We start from the raw sequence: 17,454 nt of genomic DNA, 5'->3' as shown, positions 1-17,454 counted from the left end.
CCCGGTGCGTCCAGTGCGTTGCACTGGTACAGACACGATGGGAGGCGTATTCACATGACGTCAACGAGGCACGAGAGCGCCGAGGGCAAGGACAGCGTCGGCATGTACCTGGCCGAGATCGCCCGGACGCCGCTGCTGGACGCCGCCCGCGAGGTCGAGCTCAGCCGCAGCATCGAGGCGGGCCTCTACGCCCAGCACCTGCTCGACGAGGGACGCATCGGCCGCGCGAAGGGCGGCGCACCCAAGCGGGCCACCCGCGAGGAGCTCGAGTTCATCGCGGCCGAGGGCGAGCGCGCCCAGCAGGAGTTCATCAACGCCAACCTGCGCCTGGTCGTCTCGATCGCGCGCAAGTACGGCCGCTCCGCGATGCCGATGCTCGACCTGGTGCAGGAGGGCAACACCGGCCTGATCCGCGCCGTCGAGAAGTTCGACTACGCGAAGGGCTTCAAGTTCTCCACCTACGCCACCTGGTGGGTGCGTCAGGCGATCACCCGCGGCATCGCGCAGCAGGCGCGGGTCGTGCGGCTGCCGGTGCACGTGGTGGAGGAGCTGAACCAGGTCACGGCGGCACGCCGGACGCTCGAGCGCACGCTCGGCTACGACCCCGAGCCGCAGGAGATCGCCGACGAGCTCGGCATGGACGTCGACCGCGTCATCGACCTGCTGTCCTGGGGTCGCGACCACGTCAGCCTGGACACCCCGGTCGACGAGGACGGCGACACCTCGCTCGGCGACCTCATCGCCCGCGAGACCCAGCCCGGCCCCGACCTGGCGGTCCTGGACGACGAGACCAAGCACCTGATCAGCTCGCTGATCGACCACCTGGGCCCTCGCGAGGCCGACATCGTGCGGGCGCGCTACGGCCTGCTCGACGGGCGCCAGCAGAAGCTCGCCGACATCGGCAAGCGCCACGGCATCTCCGCCGAGCGCGTGCGCCAGCTCGAGCGCCAGGCGCTCGTCACGCTGCGCAAGATCGCCGACCCCGACCTGGCGGCCTGACACCCCCTCGGACCGCCAGCCCGAAGCCGCCCTGCCACCCCCGACAGGGCGGCTTCGTCGTGCCTGGGCCGACCGGCTGCTCAGTGGTCGGACGTGAGGCGCGCCCAGAGCGCGTCGACCGCCGCGAGCAGGTCCTCGCGGCTGCCCTGGTTGTCGAGCACCTCGTCGGCCGCCGCGAGCCGCTGCTCACGGCTCGTCTGGGCGGCCAGGCGGGCGCGGGCGTCGTCCTCGGCCATGCCGCGCTGCTCGACCAGCCGCCGCACCTGCAGCTCGGGGGGCAGGTCGACCACCACGACGACGTCGCACGCGGCGGCCATGCCCATCTCCACGAGCAGCGGGTGGTCGTGCACGAGGACGGCGTCGTCGGGTGCCGCAGCGACCCTCGCGGCCGCGAGGTCGCGGATCGCGGGATGGGTGATGGCCTCCAGGTCGCGGCGGGCGGCCTCGTCGGCGAAGACGACGGCACCGAGCGCGGGGCGGTCCAGCGACCCGTCGGCGGCGACCACGGCGTCCCCGAACCGTTCGCGGATCGCTGCGAGGCCAGGGGTGCCAGGCTCGACCGCCTCGCGCGCGAGCAGGTCGTAGTCGACGACGACCGCGCCGAGCTCGGCGAGCCGTGCGCTGACGGTGCTCTTGCCGGAGCCGATGCCGCCCGTCAGGCCGACGTGCAGGGTCATGTCAGCCCGTCGCCGCGTTGCCGTAGGTGGTCACGTGCACGTGGTCGACGTGGTTGGCGGTGTCGCCACCGCGGTCGCTCATGGGCCGCCAGCTCGCCGACGTGGCGGGCCGCCAGATGCGCTGCTCCCAGATCAGGTACTCGATGCCGAGCTCGCTGCGGTGCTCCTGCAGGAAGGCGGCGATCTCGTCGCCGAGGGAGCCGCGCACCATGATGTCGAGCGCCTGCCCGGTCGCGTGCTCGCCACGTCCCGCGATGCCGCCGTACTCGCCGACCTGGGGGAAGCGCTCGCACACGGCCCGGAACACCTTGACGGTGTCGGGCTGCAGACCGGCCTCCGACATCTTGGGGCAGGGCTGGGTCCCGAGCGGGAGCTCGTCGGCGACCTGCCGCGACGGCACCCAGCGGGGCAGGTCGGCGAGGACCACCTCGGTCCAGCCGTCGCGGGTCCGCCCCGTGACGTCGATCTTCTGCCCGCGCTCGAGCCGCTTCAGCACCGGCGACGCGGAGTCGGCGTCGGCGTGCACGGCGACGCCGTCGTCGAGCGCGACCTGCTGGCCCTTGACGACCACCTGCACGGTGCCCTCGACGGGCAGCTCCGGACGCTCGGCGCTGCGGTTCACCTCCGGAGCCTCCTCGAAGGCCTCGGCGATGACGTCGTCCTGCACGGGCGCGGCGGCTGCGCGAGGTGCCGTCGTGGGAGCGTCGGGGCCCTGGGCCTGCACGACGGCGACAGCGGCGCCCAGCACGGCCACGACGCTCACGGCGGGGAGGACGACGGTGACGGCGCGACGCTGCCAGGACGGCGCCGCGTGACGGCTGCTGCGTCGGGCCCCGCCCGGCGTCCGCGGTGCGCTCGACCCGCGTCCGGCACGCCGCGGCACGGCGTGCTTGTGGCGCGAGGAAGCCACAGACGATCACCTTCAGGTGGTGGGGAACAGGACCGACCAACCCCTGCAGCATACTGGGCGGGTGGACGCGCGCGCAGGGGACGGCCCGCAGGGGCTGGAGGTCCTGACGGCGGAGCGCAGCGAGCGGGACCAGCGTCGCGTGGCCGGTGCGCTGCGGGCGCGGGGCCTCGGCACGGGCGACCGGCTCGTGCTGCTGTGCCCCGGGGAGCCGGCCTACGCCAGCGTCGTGCTCGGCGCGGCACGCTCGGGCGTCGTGCCGGTGCCGCTGGACCCGCGCCTGACCACCTGGGAGCGCGAGCGGGTCCTCGACGACCTCGACGCCGCCTTGGTCGTGGACGACCCGGCCGCCCTGCGGACGCTGCTGGACGGACCCCCGGTCGACCTGGCGCCCGACCCGCTGTGCCGGCCGATGCACTTCACGTCAGGCACGACCGGTCGGCCCAAGGGTGTGTGGTCGGGCCTGCTCGAGCCGGACGACGCCCGCGACCTCGTGGTCGAGGAGCGCGAGCTCTGGGGCTTCCGCGCCGACGACGTCGACCTCGTGGTCTCGCCGATCTACCACTCCGCTCCCCTCCGCTTCGCGACGGGCACGCTGCTGGCCGGCGGGAGCATCGCGGTGCTGCCGCACTTCGACGCGGCCGCCTTCGTCGACGCCGTCGCCCAGGTACGTCCCACGACGATGTTCTGCGTGCCGGCGCACCTGCAGCGCCTGCAGCAGCACCTCGACGAGACGGGCGAGGACCCGGACCTCTCGTCGTTCCGGCTCGTCGCGCACGCCGGCGCTCCGTGCCCCGAGCCCGTCCGCCGCCGCGCGCACGCGCAGTTCGGCGTGCGGACCGTGTGGGAGTTCTACGGGTCGACGGAGGGACAGTGGACGGCCTGTCGCGGTGATGCGTGGCACGAGCGTCCCGGCAGCGTCGGTCGCGCCCGGCCCGGCCGTGTGGTGACGGTCGACGACGAGGACCAGCTCTGGTGCGTCGTCCCGCCGTGGGGACGCTTCACCTACTGGCGCGACGACGAGAAGACCGCGCGGGCCTGGCGCGACACCCCGGACGGCCCGGCCTTCACCGTCGGCGACCTGGGCCGGGTGGAGGACGGCTGGGTCTACCTCGACGCCCGTCGCAGCGACCTCGTCATCAGCGGCGGCGTCAACGTCTATCCCGCCGAGGTCGAGGCAGCGCTGGAGGACCTGCCCGGCGTGGTCGAGGTCGCCGTGTTCGGCCGCCCGGACGAGCGGTGGGGCCAGCGGGTCGTGGCGGCGTACGTCGGCGACGCGGACGAGGAGTCCCTTCGGGCGCGTGCCCTCGAGCGCCTGGCGCCGCCGAAGCGGCCCAAGGAGTACCTGCGCCTCGACGCCCTCCCCCGCACGGCCACCGGCAAGGTGCGTCGGACCGAGCTCTGAGCTCCTCGCCCCACCCGTCCCTCGATTCCCATCACTTGATGGGAATCCTCACTCACCTGCGACTGATCTCGCCGGTGGGTGAGGAAGAACGATGGTGAGTGCCGCCAGGCGCGATACGCCCGGGCGCGTCTCGAGGGGCGGACGCGACCGATCCGCTCCCCATGGTTCTCCCCCGCTCACCTCGGGAAGCATCCGCAGGTGAGCGCGGGAGAACGATGGTGAGCTGCTGATTCCCCTCAGGTGATGGGAATCAGCAACGAGCGACGCATTGCTCAGCCGGCGTCGGCGCAGGCGAAGGTGCGGCGGAACTCCTGGGGCGTGGTGCCGAGCGCCTGGGTGAAGTGGTGGCGCAGCGTGGCGGCGTTGCCGAACCCGACGCGGGACGCCACCTGCTCGACCGAGAGCGTCGAGCCCTCGAGCAGCTGCTCGGCGAGGGCGATGCGCTGGCTGGTGAGCCACTGCAGGGGCGTGGTGCCGGTCTCGTCGCGGAAGCGCCGGGCGAAGGTGCGCGGCGACATGTGCGCGACCGCCGCGAGCCGGTCGACGGGCAGCGGCTCGTCGACGTGCTCGAGCGCCCACTCGAGCACCGGCGACAACGTCTCGGCCTCGACCTGGCCGACCGGGGTGCGCACGAACTGCGCCTGCCCGCCCGTGCGGTGCGGTGGCATGACGATGCGTCGCGCGGTGGTCGCGGCCGTCCGCGCCCCGAACACCCGCCGCACGAGGTGCAGCGAGGCGTCGATGCCGGCCGCGGAGCCGGCCCCGGTCAGCACGTTGCCGTCGAGGACGTACAGCACCTCCGGGCGCACGACCGCCTCAGGGAAGGCCTCCTGCAGCTCGCTTCCGTAGCGCCAGTGCGTCGTGCACTCGCGCCCGTCGAGCAGCCCCGCCTCGCCCAGCAGCCACGCACCGGTGCAGTGCGCCGAGACGTAGGCACCGCGTTCCCCCGCCGCGCGGACCGCCTCGACGGCCGCCGGGTGGTGGTGGCGGTAGCCGCGCTTCGGCGCGACGCACACGAGGTCGGCGTCGGCGGTCGCGTCGAGCGAGGCCTCCACGTGCAGGTCGACGCTCGAGCCGCGGACCCGCCCGGGCTCCGGCGTGCAGATCGTGAAGTCGAAGACCGGGTTGTCGTCCTCGGGGTGGTAGGGCTCGTTCCAGACCTCGCAGATGGCTCCGAGGCCGAACGCCTCGACCCCGTCCTGCACGACGACCGCGACCTTCTTCATGGTCCCAGCCTGCCACAGATGTGGCGGTTTATCGAGGATGGATGACTTTTCTGCCACTGGTGGCAGGAACAGACGGAGACGAGACTTTCTGCCATGTTCCTCTTGCTGATCCTCCTGGCCCTGTCCGCCCTCGTCATCGCCCTCGCGATCTGCGTCTCCCTCGACGGCTACGGCAGCCGTCCCGGGCCCCGCAGCCGTCCACGCGACCCGTTCCAGCCGTCGCGACCCGACGACCACGACCTGCCCGTCCGGTGACGCCGACCGTCGCTCCGACATGACGAGACCCCCGACCATCGGCCGGGGGTCTCGTCGTGCGGTCGTTCAGCGGGTGAGGATCACTCGCCGCCCGTCAGCTTCTCGCGCAGGGCCTGCAGCGCCTCGTCGGACGCGAGCGAACCCTCGCCCGTCTCGACGTCGCCGCCGGCGGAGTAGTTGCTGACCTCGCCGGCCTCGATGTTGGCCTTCTCGGCCTCCTCGATCTGCTTCTTGTGCGCCTCCCAGCGCTCGTGAGCCTCGGCGTACTGCTTCTCCCAGGCAGCGCGGGCCTCCTCGAAGCCCTCCTGCCACTCGCCGGTCTCCGGGTCGAAGCCGTCGGGGTAGATGTAGTTGCCCTGCTCGTCGTAGGAGGACGTCATGCCGTAGAGCGTCGGGTCGAAGTCGTCGGCCGCGGCAGCCTGCGTCTCGTTGGCCTGCTTGAGCGACAGCGAGATGCGACGACGCTCGAGGTCGATGTCGATGATCTTGACCATGACCGAGTCGCCGATCTGGACGACCTGCTCGGGGATCTCGACGTGACGCTCGGCCAGCTCGGAGATGTGCACGAGGCCCTCGATGCCCTCCTCGACGCGCACGAACGCACCGAACGGGACGAGCTTGGTGGCCTTGCCGGGCACGATCTGGCCGATCTGGTGGGTCCGGGCGAAGTGCTGCCACGGATCCTCCTGCGTCGCCTTGAGCGACAGCGACACGCGCTCGCGCTCGAGATCGACGTCGAGCACCTCGACCGTGACCTCGTCGCCGACCTGGACGACCTCGTTCGGGTGGTCGATGTGCTTCCAGGAGAGCTCCGAGACGTGGACGAGACCGTCGACGCCACCGAGGTCGACGAACGCACCGAAGTTGACGATCGAGGAGATGACGCCCTTGCGGACCTGCCCCTTCTTGAGCTCGTCGAGGAACTTCTGGCGGACGGCCGACTGGGTCTGCTCGAGCCACGCACGGCGCGACAGGACCACGTTGTTGCGGTTCTTGTCGAGCTCGATGATCTTCGCCTCGAGCTTCTGGCCGATGTACGGGTCGAGGTCGCGCACGCGGCGCATCTCGACCAGCGACGCGGGCAGGAAGCCACGGAGTCCGATGTCCATGATGAGGCCGCCCTTGACGACCTCGATGACGGTGCCCTCGACGACGCCGTCCTCGGCCTTGATCTTCTCGATGTCGCCCCAGGCGCGCTCGTACTGGGCGCGCTTCTTGGACAGGATCAGACGGCCTTCCTTGTCCTCCTTCTGGAGGACGAGGGCCTCGACGCTGTCACCGACGGCGACGACCTCGTGCGGGTCGACGTCGTGCTTGATGCTCAGCTCGCGCGAGGGGATGACGCCCTCGGTCTTGTAGCCGATGTCGAGGAGGACCTCGTCGCGGTCCACCTTGACGATGGTGCCGTCGACGATGTCGCCGTCGTTGAAGTACTTGATGGTCGAGTCGATGGCCGCGAGGAAGTCTTCCTCGGTGCCGATGTCGTTGACCGCAACCTGCGGTGCCGCAGAGGGTGCGATGCTCATAGGTAGATGGACTCCGATGGATGGATGATGTAGGGATAGCGGCCGGCGGACGTGCCTCGGACACCCCGTGAGGGCGCGCGAGGAGCGCTCCTGCTCGGTCCGAGGAACGCACAGGTCACCAGCGCACCTCTCAGGGTACGCGATCTCCGCCGTTCCCGGACCACCGGGGGCGTCGCGAGGTACGGACGGACGACGCTCAGGCGGGCAGGGCGAAGAACGCGGTCAGCGCACGCACGTAGTGGTCGACGTCGGCGGCCGCCATCGTCTCGCGCGCGGAGTGCATCGCCAGCTGCGGGGCACCGAAGTCGACGGTCGTGATGCCGGTGCGGGCCGCACTGATCGGTCCGATCGTCGAGCCGCACGGCAGGTCGGCCCGGTGGACGTAGCGCTGCAGCGGCACCCCGGCGTGCTCGCAGGCCCGCGCGAACACCGCGGCGCCGACGGCGTCGGTGGCGTAGCGCAGGTTCTGGTTGACCTTGAGGACCGGTCCGGCGCCGAGCCGCACGTGGTGCAGGGGCTCGTGACGCTCGGCGTGGTTGGGGTGCGTCGCGTGCGCCATGTCGCCGGACGCGCAGACCGAGCCCGCGACCGCGCGGTGCAGGTCGTCGCGGTCGCCTCCGGCGGCCAGGACGATGCGCTCGAGCACCGTGAGCAACAGGTCCGAGGCGGCGCCGCGCTCGGAGGAGCTGCCCACCTCCTCGTGGTCGAACAGCACGAGCACCGGCCGCTGGCCGTCCACCGGGGCCCTGCCGCCGGCGCCGGAGTCGAGCAGCGCCTGCAGGCCGGCGAAGCACGTGGCCTGGTTGTCCAGCCGGGGTGCCGCGACCAGCCAGCCGTCGACGCCCACGCGCGCGCTGGGCACGACGTCGGCCGTCATGAGCTCGAACCCGAGCACCTCGTCGGCGCCGAAGCCCTCGCGCTCCCCCAGCCACGCGAGGAACGGTGTACCGCGCTGCGCCCAGATCGCGTCGAGGTGACGCTGGCGGTCGGGCGCGCCGGCGGCGTCGCGGTCGAGGTGGATCGCGAGGTTCGGCACCCGCAGCACCGGCTCGTCGACGTGCACGAGCCGCTCCTGGCCGTCACGCAGCACGACGCGGCCGGCGACGCCGAGGTCGCGGTCGAGCCAGGTCGTGAGCAGAGGGCCGCCGTACGGCTCCAGGGCGAGCACGTCGGTGCCCTCGAAGCGTCGGTCGTGGTGCTGCTTCAGGCGCAGCGTCGGGCTGTCGGTGTGGGCACCGACGATCCTGAACGGGTCGGAGGCGGCGGACGACGCGCTGTCGTCCCAGGCCACGAGCGACCCGCCGCGCACGACGTAGCCGCGACCGCCCGGCCCGGGCCAGGGGGCGCGCTCGTCGACCCGCGACCACCCCGCCGACTCCAGCGCGGCGGCCGCGGTGGCGACGGCGTGGAACGGGGACGGCGAGGCGTCCACGAAGCGGCAGAGGTCGTCGGCAGCACCCATGGCCCCACCGTAGCGACCTGCGGACGCACGTCCGGCGCGCCACCCGGGGGGGGTGACGCGCCGGACGAGGTGCCTGCGGCTCAGGCGGTGTGCGTGCCGCCGTCCTGACGACCTGCGGCCTTGCGGCCACGGGCCAGGCCCGCGACGCCGAGGACCAGCAGGACGAGCCCGACGATGCCGCCGACGATCGGGAACGTGGTGTCCACGGCCTTCAGCAGCGTCGCCTTCCCCTTGTACTCGTCGACGGTGTCCTGGATGTAGGCGTCGGTGTAGCCGAGCGTCGCCTTCGTCGTGGTGAGCTTGCGCTCGCCGTCGACCTCCAGGTAGGAGTCCTGCGCCTCCCCGCCCTTGATGATGACGCCGGTGACGGGCTCGACCAGGAAGGTCCGCGTGTTCGCGTAGATCCGGTCGGCCGTGACCTGGGAGGCCTCCTCGCCGACGAGCGAGCCCGGCACGTCGATCGTGCCGGTCTTCGTCGGCTCGATGACCTGCTCGAACTCGTAGACGTCGAGACCTTTGATGGTGGTCTCGCCCTTGTAGACGGCCGGGGTGGCCTTCTTGAGGGTGCCGTCCCAGAAGTCGTACGTCTTCTTCTCGGTCCCGAACGGGAACTTGAAGTACAGGCCCTTGAAGGCGCCCTCGGACTCCTCGCCACCGGTCTCGGTGGTCGAGCCGCTCCACGGGACGGTCTCGCCGGTGTGGGCGTCGAACGCCACGCGGTCCTTCGTGCTGCTGAGCGGCGTCTGGCCGCTCGCGCAGTCGAAGTCGGGCGTGTCGGTGCACGTGTAGGTGTCCCACACGGCCACGTCGCGGTCGAGCTCCTTGGAGGCCTTCTCGCTCAGCTCGACGTTGCCCTGCACGATGCGCGTCGACTTCAGGGGTCCGGTCTCGACCGCGGGTCCGCCCTCGGCGCCGACGTTGAGGTACTCAGCGTCCTCTCCCGGCGCCGTCTGCGAGATGCTCGTGGTCTCGTTGTTGTCGGGCACCACGGCCAGACGGTCGTACATGTAGAACTTGCTCAGTCCTGCCAGAAGAACCAGGAAGGCGCCCAGCACGAGCGCCACCAGTCCCAGCTTCTTACCCACAGTCGGGCTCCCTCCGCTGTTGTGATCAGGCGCACGTTACCAGCCCGTAGGGTCATCGGAGCCGCACCCGACGTGTGTGAGGATGAGTCGTGGTCGAACCTGTCACGCGCCGGCTGCTCGGGACCTTGCGCGACGAGGGCGTGGGCACCCGGGAGCTCGTCTCCGGCGCCGCTCTCGTGCTCTTCCTGGCCCAGCTGGCCTGGCGCGCCTGGATCGTCGTCCCGGGCTGGTTCTACGCCGACGACCTGCTGCTCCTGGAGGACGCGGCGCGGCCGCTGCACACGGTGCTCCTGGAGCCGAACGACAGCCAGCTGATGCCGCTCGGGCGCGTCGTCGCCGCCCTGGTCGCCGCCGCCGGTCCCTACGCGTGGTGGGCTGCCGCGACGTCGGTACTGGTGCTGTCGGCCGCCGCGACGGCCGCCTGCTGGCTCATGCTGCGCACGGTCTTCGGTCCGCGGCCGTTCGTCCTCGTGCCCTTCGCGCTCTTCTGCTTCCTCCCCCTCGCCGCCGACGCGAGCTCCTGGTGGGCCGTCGCGCTGAACGCACTCCCCGCCCAGGTGGCGTTCTTCCTCGTGGTCACGGGCTTCGTGCTCTGGAGCCGTGAGCGACGTCCCCGCTGGGCCGTGCTGGTGGTGCTGGCCTACCTGCTCGGGGCGGCGAGCGGACCTCGCGCGCTGCTCATGGCCCTGCCGGTGGGCGCGTTCGTCGTCCTGTTCTGCTCCGGGACCGGACGCGGCACGCTCGCCCGGGTGGCGCGTCGGCACGGCCCCCTCGTCGCACCGCTCGCCGCGCTCGGCGCCGCCTACCTCGTCCTCTACCGGGCCACCACGCCCCCGCCGGTGCAGGTCACCGGTGCCACGCCCTGGATCGACGTGGCCGACCGGCTGCTCCTGTCGTCCGTGCTGCCCGGGCTGGTCGGCGGACCCTGGCGCTGGGACGTCGCAGCGGACCCGCTGTCGGTCCCCGACCCCACGGTCGCGGTGCGCGTGGTCGCCGTCGTCGCCGTCCTGGCGGTCGTCGCCGTCGCGTGGCGTCGGCGCCCGAGCACCACGTGGCGTGCGGTCATCGTGGTGCTCGTGCAGGTGGCCGGCACCTACGTCGCGATCGCCCTCGGCCGTGGGCTGCAGGTCGGCGCCGTCGCCGGTCAGTTCACGCGCTACCTGCCCGACCTCGCCGCGGTGCTGCCCCTGGCGCTGGCCGCGGCCGTGCTGCCGGTGCGCGTGCCCGACGCGCCGTCCGTCCGCGAGCGTGCGCTGCTGCCCCGCCTTCCCTCGGTGCCGCGCGCCGCCCTGGGGGCCGCACTCGCCGCCGTCCTCGTGGCGTCGCTGGTGAACGCGGCGGTCTACGCGCGACCGTGGCACGAGGACTTCCCCGCGCGTCGCTACGTCGAGAACGCGCGCGCGTCGCTGCTCGCCGACCCGCGCCCCGTCGCCGACCTCGAGGTCCCGGAGCTCGTGCAGCTCGGGCTGCACTACCCGCGGAACCTGCCGTCGCACGTGCTCGCGCCGTACGGTGATCTCGTGGACGCACGCAGGCAGGGCAACGACCTCGCGGTGCTCGACACCGACGGCACGGCGCGTCAGCCGCTCGTGCGCGGCGCGGAGAGCGCTCCCGGACCCGTGGCTGGCTGCGGGACGAAGGTCGTGCAGGGCGAGCCGGGGCGCCTCGCGCTCGACCGGGCGGAGATGCCCGACTTCCCGTGGACCACGATCAACTACGCCGCGTCGGTCGACGGCGAGGCCGTGCTGCGCTTCGACGGCCGCGAGCCCGTGCGCATGCAGGTCCTCAGCGGCCCGCACACCTACCTCGTCAACGGCGACGGCGCCTACTCGACGCTCGAGGTCGACGTGACGACGCCCGGCCTGACGGTCTGCGTCGACCGCGTCGCGGCGGGCACGCTGGAGGCCCTGCGATGACGGCGCCGGTCCCCGGCTTCCCCGCGTCCCCCGCCGCGCCCGCCGACCGGACGTCCGGCGGACGCGCCGTCGCACCCGTGTACCCGGGCCTCGACACGCTGCGCGCGGTCGCCTCCCTCGCGGTCGTGCTCACCCACTGCGCGTTCTGGGCCGGGTTCTACGACGAGGGTCTGCTCGGAGCCGCGATGCAGCGCCTCGAGGTCGGTGTCGCCGTCTTCTTCGTGCTCTCCGGCTTCCTGCTCGCGCATCCCTGGCTCACCGCGGCCCGGACCCGCGAGCACCACGACTCGGTGGCGCGGTACGCCTGGAAGCGCGCGCTGCGCGTCCTGCCCGTCTACTGGGTCACCGTCGTGCTGGCGCTGCTGGTCGTGCGGCAGAACCGCGAGCTCGGCCTGGACCGCTGGCTGCAGAACCTCGCGCTCGTGGACCTCTACCGCGAGCCGGCACTGCCCGAGGGCCTCTCGCAGATGTGGAGCCTCGCGACCGAGGTGGCGTTCTACGCCGCGCTGCCCCTGATCCTCGTCGTGCTGCTCGGCCGACGCACCCACGGACTGCGCGGCAGGCGGGTGCTGACGCTGCTCTCCGTGCTGGCCGTGCTGTCGCTCGTCTGGACCTGGGCGGCCTCGATCGGCGGCCCGCTCGTGCCGCTGGGGCCTTGGACGACGCAGGCGCTCCCGGCGTTCCTGGGCTGGTTCGCGGTCGGCATCGCGTTCGCCGTCGTCGACGTCGACCGGCGCCATCCCCTGCCCGGGCGCCCGTCGCGCGTCGCGCGCCGCCTGGAGTCGGTGGCCTCCGCCCCGGGTGCCTGCTGGCTCCTGGCCGCGGCGGTGCTCGTCGTCGCGTCGACCCCGCTCGGCGGGGCGGCGGGACTCTTCGCGCGCACGTCGTCGGAGTCGCTCGTGCGCGCCGTGGCGTACGCGGTCGTCGCCGCGCTCGTGGTGCTTCCGAGCGTGTTCGGCGACGCGCACTCCCCCTACGCCCGCTGGATGGCGCACCCGTGGCTGCGGCACCTCGGCCACGTGTCCTACAGCCTCTTCTGCTGCCACGTGATCGTGCTGTGGGTGCTGTTCGACCGGCTCGACCTCACGCTCTTCAACGCGTCGTTCCCGCTCGTGATCGTGCTGGTCCTCGCCGTGTCGCTGCCCGTCTCGGAGCTGCTCTACCGACTGGTCGAGCGCCCGTTCCTGCGGCTCAAGAACCTCGGCCGGCGCACCCCGGCAGCCACCACGACCGACACGGCGCCGAGCGCCGCGAGCTGAGGCAGTGCGAGGTCGCCCGACCACGTGCTGAACTGTCCCCACGGCCGCAGCACCGCGATCCCGCCGGCCACGGCGACGAGCAGCCCGACGAGCGCGGCGGCCGGGACACGTCGCCGGACCGCCCACGTGGCACCGACCGCCACGAGCGCGGTCAGCACGCCCGGCACACCGGCCAGCCACGCCGCCGCCAGCACCCAGCCACCCAGGACGACGGTCTCGCCGGACGCCCCCTCGACGCGGCGCCGCGCGGGCGGGCCAGGGCGCGACGGGAGCGCTGCGAGCAGCACCACGGCCAGGAACGCGAGCACACCGACCCCGAGGCCGGTCGCGTAGAGCGACTGCGGCGCGAACCTCGTGCTCACCTCGGCCGCGGCCCCCGCCGGCACGAACCAGGCCTGCCGCCAGCCGTCGACGACCGTGGGCCGCAGCGCCGTCCCGTCGGGACCGGTGGCCTCCCAGCCGGCGTTGGTGTTCGATCGCTCGGCGAGCACCATGGTCCCCGAGTCGGGCGTCGCGACCTGACGCTGCAGCAGCAGGTCGGCCGGGCGCAGTGCGGTGGTGCCCGCCGCCACCACCCGGTGCTCGCCCGACGCGAGGGTGACGTCGTCGTCGGAGCAGAGCTGCACCGGGACCGCCTGGCCCGACAGCAGCGTGCGGGCGTCGACGGCCAGACGGGTACGTCGCACCGTGCCGTCGACGACGACCGTGGGCCCGTCGGCGCAGCGCACCGTGACGTCGATCGTGTCCAGGCGCACCGGGAGTCCGGCGACGCCGGGCGTCGCCAGCTCGGTGAGCCCCACGGGGAGCGCGCGTGCCGTGCCCGTGAAGTCCAGGTCGGTGCGGGGCGTCTGCGGCGACAGGTGCAGCTCGACCGACGTCGTGCGCACGCGCGGCAGCCGCAGCACTCCGTCACGGACCTGGACGGTGCGGGTGGTGCCGTCGGCGAGCACCGTCCGCACCGACCGGACGGGCGTGGCGGCCAGGTCGACGGAGGTCTGCAGACGGACGCGGTCGAGGCGGACCGGACGCGCCCAGCGCAGCGTCACGGTCGGGTCGGGGTCGTCGGCAGCGGCGACCCACCCGGTCGAGCGGTCGCCGTCGGCGAGCGCGAGCGCCCCGCCCCGCCCCGACGTGCCCTGCTGCGACGAGACCTCCACGGTGGCGAGCCGACCGCGCTGCACGAGGGCGTCGAGCGCCCGGCCGCCACGGCCGGTGACGGTCATCGACGGCCGGTACCGCGCGGCGGTGCGCAGGGGGACGATCCGATCGAGCGCGCCGGCGTCCTCGACCTCGCGGACGTGACGGTCCGAGCAGTTCTGCACGCCCTCGACGACGGAGCAGCCGTCGGCCGCGCCCACGTCGGCCTGCAGGAGCACCGTGGCCGGCGCCGCCCATCCTCGGGGCAGGAGCGGGAGACGGAGGGGTCGCGCGAGGCCCACCGCGTCCGGGATCCCCACCTCCTGGAGGGCGAGGGGGCGCTCGGCGCTCGTGGCTCCGCTGATCCGCAGCCGAGAGACCTGGCCGACCTCCACGAGGACGGCACGACCGTCGCGGAGCACGACGTCGCGCGGTCCGTCCTGCGTCGTCACCCGCACCCGGCGCTCCTCGCCGTCGCGGCCGGCCGCGGTGATCGGCACGATGCCGAGGTCGACCTCGCGGCCGAGGTCGAGGTCGATCCAGGCCTTCCGGTCGAACCGGCCGGGATCTGCGGTCCACGCCGTCGTCGGGTCGCGGTCGAACGCCGCCCACGGGCTCGCCGACGGGTCGGTCCACGGCGAGGCCCCGGCGTCGGACCGCGACGACGACGCCGTGAGCGCCTTGGCACCGCGCAGCACCGGCACCGTCGACCACGGCTCGACGGCGTCCTGGGAGTACCGGTGGACGGGCCGGTCGGCCCGCCACGGCTCCTGCCGGGTCAGCGAGGCCGACCGGTTGTCGCGGACGGCCGCGAAGTCGGCCTCGCGGCGCCGGTTGCCGTCGGTCAGCACGACCGGTGCGTCGTCGAGCTCGTCGCCGGCCACGTCCTGCGCCATCACCGTCGTCGGCGGAGCGGCCCCGCGCTGCTCCAGACGCAGCAGCGACCGCGCGTCGCCGACCAGCACGCCCGTCCGCGACGTCGGCGTGGCGGTGCGCGACGGGTCGACACCGTCGAGCACGAAGACCTCGACGGCCTGTCGCGGGGCCTGCAGCCCGGCGTCGACGAACGGTCCCGCCCCGTCGGCGCCGTCGAGCCGGGGTCCGCCGCCGATGACCGGGCCGAAGCCCGCGGCGCGTCGCACACCCGGCGTGCTGAGCAGCGTCGACCGCACGGTCTCCGGCGACAGCACGTCGCCGGAGCGGGAGACGTCGAACCGGACCACGAACGTGCGCACACCGGCGCGTCGCAGGGTCGCCGCGAGACCGGCGTCGCCGCGTCCGGACTCGAGCGCCGCAGAGACCGCGTCCATCCACTCGATCGTGCCGCCCGGCGTGAGCGGGATGACGTTACGGACCGCCCACGGCGAGCGGGCGAGCGGCTGCAGCGGCTCGTCGTTCGTGCGTCCCCACGCGTACTCGCCGAACGTCGTCGCCGGCAGCAGCAGGGCCCGTCCGGGTGCGTTGTCGGCGAGCCAGTCGGCGGTCTGGGTCCAGTACTGCGGCACGTCGACGTAGCTGCCGCGCGGGGCGACGTGCCCGGTCCACGCCGGCGCCGTCGCGCCGGCGAGCGCCGCGCAGGCCAGCACGGCCACACCTACGGCGTTCGTGCGTCGCACCGCGCCCGACCCGCGCGCCAGGAGGACGCCCAGCAGGTGCGCGAGTCCCAGCACGAGCGGCAGCCGCACCAGCACGTCGAACTTGTGGGTGTTGCGCACGGGCGACAGCACGCCGTCGAGCAGGGCCTGGACGTCGGTCGCCCCGAGGCCCCGCGTCGCGCCCACGTGGCCCGCGGTGACCGCGACGAGCCCCAGCACCAGCCCGGTGACCAGGTAGCGACGGTGCGGCACGTCGCGCCGCGCGAGTCCCACGAGACCGAGCGCCAGCACGAGCACGCCGTTGAGGATGAGCAGCCGGTCGGTCACGAGGAGGCGTCCGGCGTCGGACCAGAGGTCGACGTAGGGCACCCAGTTGGTCGTGCCGCGCAGCGCGTCGAGCACGGTCGCCGCGAACGTCGTGGTCGGTGCGGACTCGATGTAGTCGAGGAACGGCGGGCTGTAGCGGCCCAGCAGCAGGAGCGGCAGGATCCACCAGCAGGTCACGGCCAGCACGAGCGGCGGCCACCACAGCAGCAGGGCGCGACGTCGCGGCCCGCTCGCCCCGACGAGCAGGAACCAGCCGGCGAGCGGGACGACCGCGAAGGTGGCGACCGCGTTGACGCCACCGACCGCGCCCACGGCGAGGGCGCTGAGCGCCGCGTACCGGCGCGGGTCGCCACGCCGGGCGCCGAGGACGAGCGGGAGGATCACCCACGGGGCCACCGCCGACGGCCACACCTCGATGGACGACGGCCCCAGCACCGACAGCATGCGCGGCGACAGCGCGAAGGCGAGCGCCGCGACGATCCGCGAGGCGTCCGAGCCGATGCCGAGGGCCTCGGCCAGCTTCACCACCCCGACGAACGCGACGACCAGCACCACGGCCCACCACGCACGCTGGACGACCCACGGGGGCAGCTGCGCGAGGTCACCCAGCCCGAAGAACGGGCCCATCGGGAACAGGTACCCGTACGCCTGGTTCTGCACCTGGCCGAACGCGCCCGACGGGTCCCAGAGCGTCAGGGCCCGACCCAGGAACCCCCACGGGTCGACCGTGAGGTCGAGCTTGGTGTCGGTGACGACCCGACCCGGGGCCTGGGCGAACGCGAGCGCCACGAGCACCGCGGACCACGCGACCAGGCGCGTGCGTCGGCGACCGTCCCCCCTCAGCGTCTGCGCAGCACGATCGCGAGGTTCCACGTCACCACCTCACGCACGACGGGTACGCGCAGCACCCACCACGCCCAGCGCGGCAGGTAGCGCGGCACGAGCGCGAGCACCTCCACGTCGGGACGCGACCGTGCCCAGCGCAGGCCGGCTGCGGCCGTGACCGCGAACAACGACGTGCCGAACACGTTCTTCGGGGGGTGCCCCTCGCGCCGGGCGTAGCGTCGGGCGGCGCGGTGGCCGCCGAGGTAGTGCCAGGGAGCCGTCTCGTGACCGCCCCACGGTCCCCACCAGAGGGTGTAGGAGCAGAAGACCAGGCCGCCGGGTCGGGTCACGCGGAGCATCTCGTCGGCCATCAGCCACGGGTCCGGGACGTGCTCGAGGACGTTCGAGGAGTACGTGACGTCGAAGCTGCCGTCGGCGAACGGGAGCTGCATGCCGCTGCCGAGCACGGTGCCGGGCTCGGGGGACCCGAGACCGGACAGCTCGCCGAGGTCGGCGTCGAGCGGGGTGTACCGGGCGCCCGCCCCACGGAAGGCACGCGCGAAGTAGCCCGGTCCGCCGCCGACGTCGAGCACCCACGCGCCGTCGAGATCGGCGAAGTGCTGGACGTGCGCGACCGAGTCGGCCGCCAGCGCACCGTAGAAGCGGTCCGGGTCGGTCTGCTCCACCTGGAACGCCCGGAAGAGCCGCCAGGAGCGGCGCAGCGTGGGACGGAACGGCGCAGGCACCAGGGCACGATACCCCCCACGGAGGTCCAGTCCTGACGTAGACTGCGATCACCGTGTTGAGGGACACGGACGGCGCCCCGGCGTCGAGGGAGCGTCGGCCGCGGCCG

13 protein-coding genes are annotated in these 17,454 nt (G+C 73.3%); 5 read left to right on the top strand and 8 right to left on the bottom strand.

From position 1 onward, the window contains the following. Positions 1-54 precede the first annotated feature (54 nt). Complete coding sequence (locus QE370_RS12395) at positions 55-999, top strand: RNA polymerase sigma factor RpoD/SigA (protein ID WP_253027285.1); 945 nt, start codon at positions 55-57, stop codon at positions 997-999. Positions 1,000-1,079: 80 nt separating this feature from the next. Here the strand turns inward: QE370_RS12395 and coaE are convergent, their stop codons facing one another. After that, entirely contained in the window at positions 1,080-1,676 is a 597-nt protein-coding gene (coaE, locus tag QE370_RS12390) for a dephospho-CoA kinase (RefSeq protein WP_253027286.1), read from the bottom strand. A 1-nt stretch (position 1,677) separates the two neighbouring features. Then, positions 1,678-2,586: an SH3 domain-containing protein gene (locus QE370_RS12385; RefSeq protein ID WP_309634532.1), complete on the bottom strand. Its 909-nt coding sequence runs from the start codon at positions 2,584-2,586 to the stop codon at positions 1,678-1,680. Positions 2,587-2,647: 61 nt separating this feature from the next. Here QE370_RS12385 and QE370_RS12380 point away from each other — a divergent pair, with 61 nt between their 5' ends. Continuing rightward, entirely contained in the window at positions 2,648-3,988 is a 1,341-nt protein-coding gene (locus tag QE370_RS12380; RefSeq protein WP_309634531.1) for a class I adenylate-forming enzyme family protein, read from the top strand. Between the two features lie 272 nt (positions 3,989-4,260). On the opposite strand, the gene QE370_RS12375 is transcribed toward QE370_RS12380, so the two are convergent. Beyond that, on the bottom strand, positions 4,261-5,214 hold the full coding sequence (locus QE370_RS12375; protein ID WP_253026846.1) for a GlxA family transcriptional regulator: 954 nt from the start codon (positions 5,212-5,214) through the stop codon (positions 4,261-4,263). A gap of 93 nt (positions 5,215-5,307) precedes the next feature. On the opposite strand from QE370_RS12375, the gene QE370_RS12370 reads away from it, so the two are divergent. Further along, positions 5,308-5,469, top strand: coding sequence for a hypothetical protein (locus QE370_RS12370; protein WP_253026844.1), 162 nt, complete (start codon positions 5,308-5,310; stop codon positions 5,467-5,469). A gap of 80 nt (positions 5,470-5,549) precedes the next feature. Here the strand turns inward: QE370_RS12370 and rpsA are convergent, their stop codons facing one another. The 3 genes from rpsA to QE370_RS12355 all read right to left on the bottom strand — a co-directional run bounded on the left by rpsA (position 5,550) and on the right by QE370_RS12355 (position 9,542). After that, positions 5,550-6,995, bottom strand: a complete 1,446-nt coding sequence (gene rpsA / locus QE370_RS12365; protein WP_067858104.1) for a 30S ribosomal protein S1 — start codon at positions 6,993-6,995, stop codon at positions 5,550-5,552. 196 nt (positions 6,996-7,191) lie between these two features. Then, complete coding sequence (locus QE370_RS12360; RefSeq protein ID WP_309634530.1) at positions 7,192-8,457, bottom strand: M18 family aminopeptidase; 1,266 nt, start codon at positions 8,455-8,457, stop codon at positions 7,192-7,194. 80 nt (positions 8,458-8,537) lie between these two features. After that, on the bottom strand, positions 8,538-9,542 hold the full coding sequence (locus QE370_RS12355) for a DUF3068 domain-containing protein (protein WP_309634529.1): 1,005 nt from the start codon (positions 9,540-9,542) through the stop codon (positions 8,538-8,540). A gap of 89 nt (positions 9,543-9,631) precedes the next feature. Between QE370_RS12355 and QE370_RS12350 the strand changes: the two genes are divergently transcribed. Beyond that, positions 9,632-11,458, top strand: coding sequence for a hypothetical protein (locus tag QE370_RS12350; protein ID WP_309634528.1), 1,827 nt, complete (start codon positions 9,632-9,634; stop codon positions 11,456-11,458). Next, positions 11,455-12,717, top strand: coding sequence for an acyltransferase (locus QE370_RS12345; RefSeq protein WP_309634527.1), 1,263 nt, complete (start codon positions 11,455-11,457; stop codon positions 12,715-12,717). Before QE370_RS12350 ends, QE370_RS12345 begins: the two co-directional genes overlap by 4 nt. On the opposite strand, the gene QE370_RS12340 is transcribed toward QE370_RS12345, so the two are convergent. Both QE370_RS12340 and QE370_RS12335 read right to left on the bottom strand, forming a co-directional pair. Then, complete coding sequence (locus QE370_RS12340) at positions 12,618-16,649, bottom strand: alpha-(1->3)-arabinofuranosyltransferase family protein (protein WP_309634526.1); 4,032 nt, start codon at positions 16,647-16,649, stop codon at positions 12,618-12,620. The genes QE370_RS12345 and QE370_RS12340 overlap by 100 nt on opposite strands. Further along, positions 16,616-17,347, bottom strand: a complete 732-nt coding sequence (locus QE370_RS12335; RefSeq protein ID WP_309634525.1) for a class I SAM-dependent methyltransferase — start codon at positions 17,345-17,347, stop codon at positions 16,616-16,618. Before QE370_RS12335 ends, QE370_RS12340 begins: the two co-directional genes overlap by 34 nt. Between the last annotated feature and the right edge of the window lie 107 nt (positions 17,348-17,454).

It is taken from the genome of Aeromicrobium sp. SORGH_AS_0981 (assembly GCF_031453195.1).
Classification (GTDB): domain Bacteria; phylum Actinomycetota; class Actinomycetes; order Propionibacteriales; family Nocardioidaceae; genus Aeromicrobium.
This window is presented reverse-complemented; position numbering and strand designations above follow the sequence as displayed.